Origin of the sequence: Nocardia sp. NPDC059240, assembly GCF_042753865.1 — a bacterium.
GTDB lineage: Bacteria > Actinomycetota > Actinomycetes > Mycobacteriales > Mycobacteriaceae > Nocardia.
This window is the reverse complement of the sequence record NZ_JBHZAC010000005.1, coordinates 616,434-628,464: the sequence shown is the minus strand read 5'-3', so window position 1 is coordinate 628,464 and position 12,031 is coordinate 616,434. Positions and strand designations below refer to the sequence as shown.

General features: G+C 66.1%; 10 protein-coding genes. 6 read left to right on the top strand and 4 right to left on the bottom strand.

From position 1 onward, the window contains the following. Positions 1-91: 91 nt before the first annotated feature. The gene (locus ACFXHA_RS21680) at positions 92-2,293 is read left to right on the top strand and encodes an N-acetylmuramoyl-L-alanine amidase (RefSeq protein WP_379359363.1); all 2,202 of its coding nucleotides are present in this window, start codon (positions 92-94) and stop codon (positions 2,291-2,293) included. A 22-nt stretch (positions 2,294-2,315) separates the two neighbouring features. Here the strand turns inward: ACFXHA_RS21680 and ACFXHA_RS21675 are convergent, their stop codons facing one another. Further along, positions 2,316-3,116, bottom strand: coding sequence for an HAD family hydrolase (locus ACFXHA_RS21675; protein WP_379359643.1), 801 nt, complete (start codon positions 3,114-3,116; stop codon positions 2,316-2,318). 259 nt (positions 3,117-3,375) lie between these two features. Here ACFXHA_RS21675 and ACFXHA_RS21670 point away from each other — a divergent pair, with 259 nt between their 5' ends. From ACFXHA_RS21670 to ACFXHA_RS21650, 5 genes are read left to right on the top strand one after another with little or no spacing between them, the layout of a single operon-like run. After that, a complete protein-coding gene (locus tag ACFXHA_RS21670) occupies positions 3,376-4,353 on the top strand; it encodes an ABC transporter permease (RefSeq protein WP_379359361.1) in 978 nt (325 codons plus the stop codon). Continuing rightward, a complete protein-coding gene (locus ACFXHA_RS21665) occupies positions 4,353-5,300 on the top strand; it encodes an ABC transporter permease (protein ID WP_379359359.1) in 948 nt (315 codons plus the stop codon). The genes ACFXHA_RS21670 and ACFXHA_RS21665 overlap by 1 nt, the downstream gene beginning before the upstream one ends. Beyond that, positions 5,297-7,156 carry a dipeptide ABC transporter ATP-binding protein gene (locus ACFXHA_RS21660; RefSeq protein ID WP_379359357.1) on the top strand — a complete coding sequence of 620 codons (1,860 nt, stop codon included), beginning with the start codon at positions 5,297-5,299 and terminating at the stop codon, positions 7,154-7,156. Before ACFXHA_RS21665 ends, ACFXHA_RS21660 begins: the two co-directional genes overlap by 4 nt. 56 nt (positions 7,157-7,212) lie before the next feature. Continuing rightward, positions 7,213-8,895 (top strand): ABC transporter family substrate-binding protein, encoded by a 1,683-nt coding sequence (locus tag ACFXHA_RS21655; RefSeq protein WP_379359355.1) that lies wholly within the window; start codon positions 7,213-7,215, stop codon positions 8,893-8,895. A 38-nt stretch (positions 8,896-8,933) separates the two neighbouring features. Beyond that, complete coding sequence (locus ACFXHA_RS21650) at positions 8,934-9,545, top strand: hypothetical protein (protein WP_379359353.1); 612 nt, start codon at positions 8,934-8,936, stop codon at positions 9,543-9,545. Here the strand turns inward: ACFXHA_RS21650 and ACFXHA_RS21645 are convergent, their stop codons facing one another. The 3 genes from ACFXHA_RS21645 to ACFXHA_RS21635 all read right to left on the bottom strand — a co-directional run bounded on the left by ACFXHA_RS21645 (position 9,546) and on the right by ACFXHA_RS21635 (position 11,949). Continuing rightward, the gene (locus ACFXHA_RS21645; RefSeq protein ID WP_379359351.1) at positions 9,546-10,790 is read right to left on the bottom strand and encodes an allantoate amidohydrolase; all 1,245 of its coding nucleotides are present in this window, start codon (positions 10,788-10,790) and stop codon (positions 9,546-9,548) included. A gap of 28 nt (positions 10,791-10,818) precedes the next feature. Beyond that, positions 10,819-11,484 carry a Type 1 glutamine amidotransferase-like domain-containing protein gene (locus ACFXHA_RS21640; protein ID WP_379359349.1) on the bottom strand — a complete coding sequence of 222 codons (666 nt, stop codon included), beginning with the start codon at positions 11,482-11,484 and terminating at the stop codon, positions 10,819-10,821. Between the two features lie 105 nt (positions 11,485-11,589). After that, positions 11,590-11,949 (bottom strand): hypothetical protein, encoded by a 360-nt coding sequence (locus ACFXHA_RS21635; protein WP_379359347.1) that lies wholly within the window; start codon positions 11,947-11,949, stop codon positions 11,590-11,592. Between the last annotated feature and the right edge of the window lie 82 nt (positions 11,950-12,031).

The window sequence follows — 12,031 nt, the reverse complement described above, 5'->3', positions numbered from 1 at the left end:
CCTGGCAGCGCCCGTTGGCATTCTGGCGCTGAGCGATTCCCGAGATGTCCGGGTCACGGACGAAAGCAATCTGGCAGCTATACCTGCACAAATGGCCGAAGTCGCCCTTTCTTCGGCACCCGATATCGTCCTGCCGCTGCGCGAACTGACCGGCCTCAACCTCCCCGACCTCCACCTGTCGGATCTGCGGATGCTGCCGCTGCCCAGGGCCATCCCGATCCCGCCGAATCTCATTCCGGGCGTGCAACTACCCAGTGAGATCCCGCTCCCCAGGCTGAATTCCGCGCCACCGCCGGGCACCGCACCCGCGCTGCCCAGCACGACTCGCCCGGCCGCCCCCGCACTTACGCCGCAGGCAGCGACACCCACCACGACTTATCCGGTCGCACCGGCGCTTACGCCGCAGGCCGCGCTGCCCACCACTACCCGCCCGGTCGCGCCCGCCGTCACGCCGCAAGCCGCCCTACCCGCCACGCCGGGCAGCACTCCCGCCACTTCCAAGCCGACCTCGCCCGCCCAGGCCGTCCCGGGTGCCGCGAGGCCGACCGCCCCCGTCGCCGGTGCACCCGGCTTCATTGCCGAGCCCGGTCCGGATGCCACACCGCCCGGCGAATCACCGGTCGTCCCAGCCGATTCCGAGCCGCAGGCCCCGGTACCCGCCGCCGACGATCCGGCCGCCCCGGGCCCGCACCCGGTGCCCGGTCTGACCGGCGATCTGCGCTCCCCCGCCCTCGCGGCGGGTGCGGTCCCGAATGATCTGGTCGACAAGGTCGGCGCGCAGGTCAAGGAGCTGACCCGCGACACCCCGTTCAGCATGGTGGCGCTCACCGCGCTGGACCTGGCCGGCACCACCACCAAGCTGCGCGCCCAGCGTCCCGACGGCACCTGGGGCCCCTGGTACGACGCCGAGACCGAGAACGGCCGCGACCATCCGGTGCCGGGTCAGCGCCTCGGCACCGAGCCCATCTATGTCGGCAACACCAAGACCGTGCAGATGCTGGTGACCCGCAAGCCGGTCGCCGCACCCGCGGAACCCAAACCGCTGGACGACGGTTCGGCCGATCCGGCGCAGATCAATCTGGAGAAGCTGGCCGCGGTGCTGATCGATCCGGGCCGCGGCAGCATCGACGAGAACCTCTCCACGGTGGCCGCGCCACTGCCGGGCGGCGGACCGAAGGTGATCACCCGCGCCCAGTGGGGTGCGGACGAATCGCTGCGCTGCGAGGAACCCACCTACGACGACGGCGTCTCCGCGATCACCGTGCACCACACCGCGGGCCGCAACGATTACACCAAGGCCGAGTCCGCGGGCATCGTGCGCGCCATCTACGCGTATCACGCGAAGACGTTGGGCTGGTGCGACATCGGCTACAACGCCCTGGTCGACAAGTACGGGCAGCTCTTCGAGGGCCGCTACGGCGGCCTGGATCGCCCGGTCGAGGGCGCGCACGCGGGCGGCTTCAATATCAACACCGCGGGTGTCGCGATCATGGGCGACTACGAGGACGAGGCCCCCACCGATGTCTCCATCCAGGCGGTGGGCAAGTACATCGGCTGGCGGGCGAAGGTGGCCGGCATCGATCCGGAGGGCTCGACCACCATGTACTCCGAGGGCAGCGACTACACGAAATTCGCTCTCGGACAGGCGGTCAAGCTGCCGAATGTGTTCGCACACCGCGATGTCGGCAACACCACCTGCCCCGGTGACGCCGCCTACGCGCTGATGGACAAGATCCGGCAGATCGCGGAGGACGCGGCGGGCGGCCCGAATGCCGTCGCGCCCACGACAACTCGCACCCGACCGGGTCAGAACGCGGGCAATACCCAGCCCTCCCCCGCGCCCGACGCGAACGGGGCCAACCAGGCGGATCTCGCCGCCTTGGCCGATCTCACCCAGAAGATCATCAATATGCTCGACCGCAGCCCGGTGGCTCGCTACTGGGACTCCCAGGGTCGCGCGAACGGTCCACTGGGACAACCGAAAACGGAGCCGGTGGCGCTCGCCGACGGCGGTCAGTACGGCGAATTCTCCAACGGCTACGTCTATTCGAATCCGACCGGCCAAGTCTTCTCGGTGGTCGGCCGCATCCTGGAACGCTTCCTGCAATTGGGCGCCGGCACCGGCATTCTCGGCCTGCCGACCAGCAATGAATATCCCGTCCAGGACGGCATCAGGACCGATTTCAGCAATGGCGCACTGATCTTCAACAAGCTGACCGGAATCGTCACCACGGTCCTGAACAATTACGGCGCGGTCCAGGACCCGATCATGCCGAGCGCGTCACCCAAATAGCCAGCGCGTCAACCGAACAGGTTCAGGACCACCAGCGTTCGAGCGTGCGGGCCACGCCGTCGTCGGTATTGGAGGCAGCGACCTCATCGGCGGCGGCGATGGCTTCGGGGTGCGCATTGGCCATGGCCACGCCGTGCCCGGCCATGAGCAGCATGGGGACGTCGTTGGGCATGTCACCGAAGGCGATCAGCGAAGAATGCTGGACGCCCAGGCGCTGGGCGATGGTGGCCAGGCCGGTGGCCTTGCTGACGCCGGGAGCCGAGAGTTCGATGAGGCCGTTGTCGGTGGAGTAGGTGAGATCGGCGCGACCGGCCAGCTGCGGTTCCAGGGTCGCACGCATGACCGCGCTGGAGGTGCCCGGTAGTCGGATCAACATCTTGATCGCGGGCGCGGAGATCACCTCGGCCCGCGACACCTGGGTGTCGTCCGGATTGAGCCAGGCGTGCTCGTACTCCGGCGAACTCACGAACTGCGGGGTCGCGGCATCGTGCGCGGTGACCCCGACCCGCTCGGCCGCCAGCCCGCAGCCCGGCAGCAGGCGCTCGGCCAGATCGGCCAGCCAGGTGAGGTTTTCGATATCGAGCGTGCTCGAATCCAGCACCCGATCCGCGTCACTGTCGTAGATCACCGCACCGTTGCCGCACACGCACAACGGCGCGAATCCGAGCTGGTCGACCACCGGACTGATCCAGCGCGGCGGCCGCCCGGTAGCGAGCACGAACGGCACCCCATCGGCCCGCAGGGCATCGATCGCGGCCTTCGTGCGGGCGCTCAGCTGCTCACGGTGATCGATGAGCGTGCCGTCCACATCGGAGGCGACCATCTTGGGTTTGGGCAGGTGAAAGAGCGTCACCTACTCCATCCTGCCTCGAGCGCTCACGCCCGCGCCCGTGGATTACGGGCGATGCCGTACAAACGAGACCTTTCGGTCACCCACCTTGCCGCACCCTTGCCGCCAGGTTGCATTCCCAGAGCCACGCGCAATAACACACCGATTGCCGGAGCGTCTCCCCTCCGTACCCCGCGTTTACGGTTTCCTGTCCCTATGATCTGGGGTCAGTACTCGACCCCGAAAGGGAATGATGGCCGGATTTTTGCTGCGACGTGCGCTCAACTATGTCGTGCTGCTGGTGCTGGCATCGTTCCTCACCTTCGCGCTCGCGTCGCTCACGTTCAATCCGCTGGAGAGCCTGGAACAGCGCAATCCGCGTCCGCCACAATCGGTCATCGACGCCAAGCGCCAAGAGCTCAAGCTGGACATGCCGATACCGCAGCGCTACGGCGAATGGGTCGAAGGCGTAGTGCTGCACGGCGACTTCGGCAATACCCTGGCCGGTCAGCCGGTCAGCCAGGAGCTCCCCCGCAGGATCGGGGTCAGCTTGCGGCTGGTGTTGATCGGATCGGTGCTCGGCACCCTGCTCGGCATCCTCGTCGGTGCGGCAGGCGCGATCCGGCAGTACAAGTTCAGCGACTACCTCACCACCATCCTGTCTCTGCTGATCTTCAGCACGCCCGTGTTCCTGCTCGCGACGCTCCTGAAATACGGTGCGCTGGAGATCAACACGTCGGCCGGCACACAGATCTTCTATTACACGGGCGAGACTTCGGCGAACGCGGTGCACGGCGCGTGGAATCAATTCGTCGACCGGGTACAGCACATGGCGGTCCCCACCCTCGTCCTGATCCTCGGTGCAGCCGCCGGCTACAGCCGCTATCAGCGCAACGCCATGCTGGATGTGCTGCAGAGCGACTTCATCCGGACGGCGCGAGCAAAGGGACTCACCCGATCCCGGGCACTGTACAAACACGGTCTGCGGACCGCGCTGATCCCCATGGCGACGCTGTTCGCCTACGGATTCGGCGGATTGATCACCGGTGCGGCCTTCGTAGAGAAGATCTTCGGATGGCACGGCGTCGGTGAATGGCTGGTCGACTCCATCAATCTCCAGGACCTCTACCCGGTGGTGACGATCACCGCCTTCGTCGCCCTGGTGATCCTGCTGTCCGGCCTGCTGTCGGACATCGTCCTCGCGATTCTCGACCCCCGGGTGCGTGCCTGATGTCCGAGACCGAACTCATCGTCGGCGGCAATCCGGAACCTGCGGCAGCCGGTCGCCGCAAGCTGGTGCTGCGACGCTTCCTCCGTAACAAGCCGGCGATCATCGGACTGGTGGTCCTGGCGCTGATGGTGATCGTGGCCTTCGCGGTGCCACCGTTCCTGAAGTACGACTACCAGCAACTCGACTACACGGCGCTGTTGAAGCCGCCCAGCGGACGACACCCGTTCGGCACCAACCAGATCGGCCAGGACGTGCTGGCGCAGACCTTGCGCGGCCTGCAGAAGTCCCTGATCATCGGTTTCTCGGTGGCGTTCATAGCGGCGGTGATCGCGTCGTTCGCCGGCTCGATCGCCGGGCTGATCGGCGGAGTGACCGACACGGTCATCATGTGGGTGGTGGATCTGCTGCTGGTGATGCCGAGCTTCATCATCGTGGCGCTGTTCGCGCCCCGGACCAAGGGCAGCGGTAGCATCCTGCTGCTGATCATCCTGCTCGCCGGCTTCGGCTGGATGATCAGCGCCCGCATGATCCGCGGCATGACACTCGGCCTCCGGGATCGCGAATTCGTCCGGGCCGCACGGTATATGGGTGCGTCCACCTGGACCGTGATCACCACGCACATCCTGCCCAACATCGCATCCATCCTGATCATCGACACCTCCCTTACCGTCGGATCCGCGATCCTGGGTGAAACCGGGCTCAGCTACCTGGGATTCGGCGTTCAACCGCCGGACGTCTCGCTCGGTTCGCTCATCGCGTCGGGCACCAAATCGGCGCTCACCTACCCATGGCTGTTCATGTTCACCGGTGGGATTCTGATCGCGATCGTGCTGTGTGCCTTCCTGGTCGGCGACGGTCTGCGGGACGCCTTCGATCCGAGTGCACAGGGGGCGCGTTCGCGGCGCAAGGATCGTAAGGGCGACACCACCGGAAAGGCCCAGGCATGACGGACAAGACGAGTCGCGCCACTACCGCCCCACTGCTCGAGGTCGCCGATCTGCACGTCTCGTTCCCCGGTGAAGAGGGGCGCATCGACGCCGTGCGCGGGGTCAGTTACACCGTGCAGGACGGTGAGGTGCTGGCCATCGTCGGGGAATCCGGTTCGGGCAAATCCGTTTCGTCGCTGGCGGTCATGGGACTGCTCCCGGACCAGGCCCGCGTGCGCGGTTCCATCCGTTTGCGCGGGCAGGAACTCATCGGCATGGGCGACCGGCAGTTGTCGACTCTGCGCGGCAGCAAGATCTCGATGGTGTTCCAGGACCCGCTCTCGGCTCTGACCCCCGTCTATCGCGTCGGCGATCAGATCGCGGAAGCTCTGCTCGCGCACGGGAAGATGAGCAAGCAGGAGGCGGCACAACGGGCGGTCGAACTGCTGGATCTGGTCGGCATCCCGGATCCGGCGCTGCGCGCCAGGGCCTTTCCGCACGAGTTCTCCGGCGGCATGCGCCAGCGTGTGGTGATCGCCATCGCGATCGCCAACGATCCCGACCTCATCATCTGCGACGAGCCCACCACCGCATTGGATGTGACGGTTCAGAAGCAGATCCTCAACCTGCTGCAGAAGGCCCGCGACATCACGGGCGCCGGCGTCGTCATGATCACCCACGATATGGGGATCGCGGCCACCATCGCCGACCGAGTAGCCGTGATGTACGCCGGGCGGATCGTCGAAACCGCGCGTGCCGCTGACATTTTCAATGCGCCCCGGATGCCCTACACCGTCGGGTTGCTGGGTTCCATTCCGCGCATGGACGGCCCCGCGCGGCTACCACTGATACCCATCGTCGGCGCGCCCCCGGCCATGCACGCCCTACCCGTCGGCTGCACCTTCGCGCCGCGCTGCCCGATCGCCATCGATGACTGCCTAGCCGCGGAACCGCCGCTGCAGGACACCGAACCCGGACATCGGGCGGCATGCATCCGTACCGCCGAGGTCGGCACGGCCGAGCTCTTCACCGCCTTCCGGCGCGAGGTCAGTTCGGCGGAACAGGTCGCAGCGGCGAATGACACCGTGGTGCTGCGGGTTTCGAATCTCAAGAAGACCTTCCCGCTCACCAAGGGCGTGGTGTTCCGTCGCCGGGTCGGCGCGGTGAACGCCGTGGACGAGATCAGCTTCGAGGTTCGCGCCGGTCGTACCCTGGCGTTGGTCGGCGAATCCGGTTCCGGCAAGTCCACGACCCTGACCCAGATCATGGATCTCGTCACGCCGCAGGCGGGCACCATCGAGGTGCTCGGTAGCGACACCTCGCAGCTCACCCACGAGCGCCGCCGTGAGATCCGGCGCAAAATGCAGATCGTGTTCCAGGATCCGGCGTCCTCACTGGATCCCCGTCTGCCAATTTTCGATGCGCTCGCCCAGCCGTTGCGCATCAACGGATTTCCGCACGACGAGATTCAGAGCCGGGTTCGGGACCTGCTACGTCTGGTCGGCCTGCGACCCGAGCACGCCGACCGATATCCGGCCGACTTCTCCGGTGGTCAGAAGCAGCGCATCAATGTCGCGCGAGCCCTGGCCCTGGACCCCGAGATCCTGGTGCTGGACGAGCCGGTCTCCTCGCTGGACGTCTCGATCCAGGCCGGCGTGCTGAATCTGCTGCGCGACCTGCAAGCCCAGCGCGGTTTGTCGTATCTGTTCGTGTCCCACGACCTGTCGGTGGTTCGCAATCTCGCGCACGACATCGCGGTCATGTATCGCGGGAAGATCGTCGAATACGGTGCCGCCGAACAGATTTTCGCGGATCCTCGGCACGAGTACACCCGTGCGCTCATCGATGCCGTCCCGCTGCCGGTAGTCGCCGGATAGGGGCGGACCGTGGAAAGCACTGTGTTCCAGCAAAACTCCAACGGAAGGAGCAACCGGTGAGGATTCGCTCGATCGGCGTACGGCTCGCGGTCCCACTGGTGGCCGTGACCGCGCTAGCGACCGGCTGCGGCGGTGGCAACGACAACTCCAATGCGGTGTCGTCGGACCTCGGCGCGACCAGCGATATCAACCCGCACGACGTCGCCGACTTGAAAGACGGCGGCAACCTGCGGCTGTCGATGTCGGCGCTCCCGTCCAACTGGAACACCCTCCAGGTTGATGGCAATGACATCGAGTACACCGGTGTGGAGCGGTCCACCATGCCGCGCGCGTTCATCTCCGACGCGGCGGGCAATCTCAGCGTCGACCACAACTACTTCACCGACGTGCAGTTGACCAGCACTGATCCGCAGCAGGTCACCTACACCATCAATCCCAAGGCGGTGTGGTCCGACGGATCACCGATGACCTGGGAGGACATCGCCTCGGAGGCCGAGGCCCTGAGCGGCCGCAACAAGGACTTCCTGATCGCCAACAACAATGGCTTCGATCGGGTCTCGAAGGTAGAGCGCGGCGTGGACGATCGCCAGGCGATTCTCACCTTCAGCAAGCATTTCGGCGAATGGCGAGGCCAGTTCTCGGGCAACAGTTTCCTGGTCTCGAAGGCCGTCACCGGCACCCCCGACGCCTTCAACAAGGGCTTCGTGAACAACCCCGGGCCGAGCGCCGGACCGTTCATCGTGCAGAACATCGACCGGGGACAGGGTCGAATCGTGCTGGGCCGCAACCCGAAGTGGTGGGGCGCGACTCCCAAGCTGGACACCATCACCTTCAGTGTCCTCGACGCCGCCGCGGACCTGCCGGCCTTGCAGAACAACGAGATCGACGCGGTGGGCCTCGCCAGCCGCGATGAGATCAAGACCGCGCAGGGCACGGACGGCATCGCCATCCGGCGCGCCAACAGCAGCACGTGGTCACACCTCACCTTCAACGGTGCGCCCGGCTCGCTGCTGGAAGATCCGAAACTGCGTGTCGCCATCGGCAAGGCCATCGACCGACAGGGCATCGCGACCGCCATCCAGAACGGCATGGTCCTCGACCCCAAGCCGCTCAACAATCACATCTACCTGATGAACCAGAAGGGCTACCAGGACAATTCGCTCGGCTTCGATCCCGATGCCGCAGCGAAGGAATTGGACGCACTCGGTTGGAAGGTCCCCGCCGGCGGTGGCACCCGCGAGAAGGACGGCCGCAAACTCGAGATCCGTGACGTCATGTACAACCAGGACATCTGGGTGCAGATGGCGCAGATCATGCAGCAGAACCTGGACCGGGTCGGCGTGAAGCTCACCATCGACACCAAGCCGGGGGTGGACTTCTTCCCCAAGTACATCAAGTCCGGCGATTTCGATGTGGCACAGTTCAGTTGGGTCGGCGATCCGTTCCCGCTCAGCAGCATGGACCAGATCTGGGGCTACCACCCCGATGATGTGCAGGGCAACTTCGGCCGCATCGGCTCCCCCGAGCTCAACAACGACATCGATCAAGCCGTCTCCGAACTCGATCCGCAGAAGGCCATCGAACTGGCCAATCAGATCGACAAGAAGATCTTCGCGGAAGGCCACTCGCTGCCGCTCATGCAGTCGCCCGCCAATGTCGGCGTCCGCGCCAACCTCGCCAACTACGGCGCAGCCGGCATGGCCAGCCTGGACTACACCAAAATCGGTTTCCTGAAGTGATTTCCCGGATGGGCCACCCCCTGGCCTATCCGGCGCTCGTGACGATCGGGACCCTGGCGATCACCCTCGCCTGGGTCCCGTTCGCCGATCCGGACCAGATGGCGATGCTCGGGACCGTGAGCCTGATCATCCTGGGCTACACCGGCTTTCGATTCGCGGTCGCGAGCGGGTTGCTCCCTGCCGGGCTGCCGGGTGGGCAGGCGCGCGAAGCGGCGGTACGCCGGGTGCGGCAGCAGCATCGGCTGATGAGCCGGTCGTGGCTGGAGTTCACCGCCGCAGGAAAAGATCTTTGGCTGCCGGTGTATTTCGATCCGGTGTTGGTGGCGCTGACGCAAGACACGGCCGAACTATCCGGACGCTCCGTACATATCGCCGGACAGCGGATCTATCCGGCCGGGCGAGTGCGGGATAGGGAGCCGGTCGGGAAGCTGATCGACAATCCCACCCGCCCGGATCCGGAAGCCCTGCGCCGCACAGGGATCGGGCGGCGATTGCTGTTGGATGCGCAGTCGGCGATCGCCGGACCGTTCGTGGGGTTGCTGTGGGTCTATTCGTCCGGCGGTGGCGTACCGGGTTTCGTAGGCGCGACCATGATCGCGGCGGCTGCCGCCACCTGGCTGTCGGCGGTGCGCGGGTCCGACCCCAGCTGATCAGCTCACCCAAGCCGCCATGATGTCGGCCAGGGCGGCGGCACCGGTGTGGCAGTCGGCGGGTTCGGCGTATTCGGCCGGGGAGTGAGAGATCCCGGTGGGGTTGCGGACGAACAGCATTGCGGTGGGGACGCGGTCGGAGAGGATGCCGGCGTCGTGACCGGCTTGGGTCGGGATCACCGGGATATCGCCGAGGTGTAACAGGGCGGCGGCGAGGCGGGCGCGGGGCCCGGGTGGGAAATCGACTATCGGCGTGCTGGATTCGACACGCACGGCCAGCTCCACGCCCTCCTCGCCCGCGTGGGCACGGGCCAACTCGGCAACGCGGGACACCAGGGCGTCCAGGGTGGGCTGGTCGGCGGCGCGGGCGTCCAGCCAGGCCCGCACGCGCGAGGGAATCGCATTGGTGCCATTGGGCGCGACGAGAACCTTGCCGAAGGTGGCGACGGCCTCCCGCGCCGCCGCCTCCAGGCGAGCCGACCGCACCGTAGCCGCGAACGGCAGCATCGGGTCGTGGCGATCCACCAGCCGGGTCGCCCCGGCATGGTTGGCCTCACCGTCGAATTCGAATTCCCAACGGCCGTGCGGCCAGATCGCGGAGGCCAGCGCCAAGGGGCGATTCACGAGATCGAGGGCGCGGCCCTGCTCGACATGCAGTTCCACGAAGACCCCGACGCGTTCACCGAGCGTGGCGTCGGCACCCAATGCCCCGGGATCGCGTCCCGCGCGAACCAGGGCTTCCGCCAAGGTGATTCCATCCCCGTCGCGGAGAGCGAGCGCGCGCTCGGGAGCGAGCGTGCCGGTGCTCAGCTGCGAGCCGATGCACGCCACGCCGAACCGCGCCCCCTCCTCATCGGTGAAGGCCACCACCGCAACCGGAATGGCGGGTTCGATACCGCGAGCGCGAAGCAGGTCGACCGCGGTGAACGCCGACACGATCCCCAAAGGTCCGTCGAAAGCGCCACCGTCCGGCACCGAGTCCAGGTGCGACCCGGTTACGAACGCGCCCTTGGGATCCCCAACCCAGTTCCGCGGCAGCCACCACGCCCACAGGTTCCCGTTGCGATCCTCCTCGACCTCCATCGACCGGCGGGCGGCCTCACCTCGGAACCAGTCGCGCAGTGTCAGATCCGCGTCCGACCAGGCGTATCGGCGATATCCGCCGGTACTGCCGTCCCGTCCGACCGCGTCGATCTCGGCCCACATCGGATCGAAAACCCGTGCCACACCCTCCGGTTCGCGCATGATCACGAGTCTGCCCTCCCGAAACGGGCTATCGGTCGAAAAGCCTCCAGTGTCCCTCCGAGATCACCTCGACGGCACCATCCACCACCTTGATCGCCGTCTGGTCATCGAGCGCGTACCCCGGCACCGGCACACGCTCCGCCCACTTCTCGGCGTCGGCCATGGTGTTCTCCGGGCACATCACGTTGTCCAGGTGCGGGAACATCGAGAATCCGACCATGCCCAACGTGCGGTCGCCGTCCTCCGGCTTCCAGCCGAGGAACTCCTCCCCGACCTGCGGGGCCATCACCATGCTGCCGGCGCTGAGTCCCACGTAGACCGTCTCGCTCAGCGAGGGAAACAAATCCACCAGACCGGACACGCGCATCCAGTGATGCAGATACATGACGTCGCCACCGCACACCAACAGGGCATCGGTCTCCCGGACCAACGGGACCCAGTTCTCCTCGTCGAGACTGGGCAGCGCCGTCAACTCGAGCATCCCCACCGATTTCCACCCGAGTTCGACCATGGGGTTGCGGCTCTGCCCGGCGATCTGCCGCCATGTCAGGTCGGCGGTCCCCGGCATGCCGCCGTACATCGCGGTGGGGATGCACAAGGCGGTGGACTCGGCGATGGGTTTACCCAGCATGTCGACCAATGCGTCACGGATGCTCTGGTTGCTGACGCCGCCAGAGGTGAGAAGAAGTTTCATGGCGCCTTCGTCTTCCGTCGTGAGCCGAAGTCATCGAGCGTTGTCGGAAACCTTTGGCAGAGAGTCAATCACGGCTCACAGACTCGCACAAGTGTGCGAGTCAGGTCAGTTCACGGTGAAGTTCCAGATGCCGGCGCAGGCGCCTTCGCGGAACTTGCTGTCGAAGGCCCAGGTACCGTCCGGGGCGTTGAGGTTCCAGCTGCCATCGGCTGACAGCAGGTAGTTGCTCGCGTCGTCCAGGAGGGTGGAAACCGTGCGTGCGGGGATGTCGTAGGTGGCACCGGGCGCGTTTCCGATGGGCGTGTTTGTCACCACTACGCGAATGTCGTTGTAGCTGTTGTTCGCAATGGTCAGGCACGCGCCTCGACCAACCGGGTCGGCGGTGGCTGCCGGCGCGGTTACCGCCAGCGTCGCAGACAAAGCCACGAGCGCGAGTCCGACACGGGCGACGACGGTCTTCATCATGATGTTCCTCTCGAAAGCCCCCCGGAGGAGCGCTGAAGTCGTTGAGTCATAACGTCTTTCGACTCCCGCAACGCTATCCGCG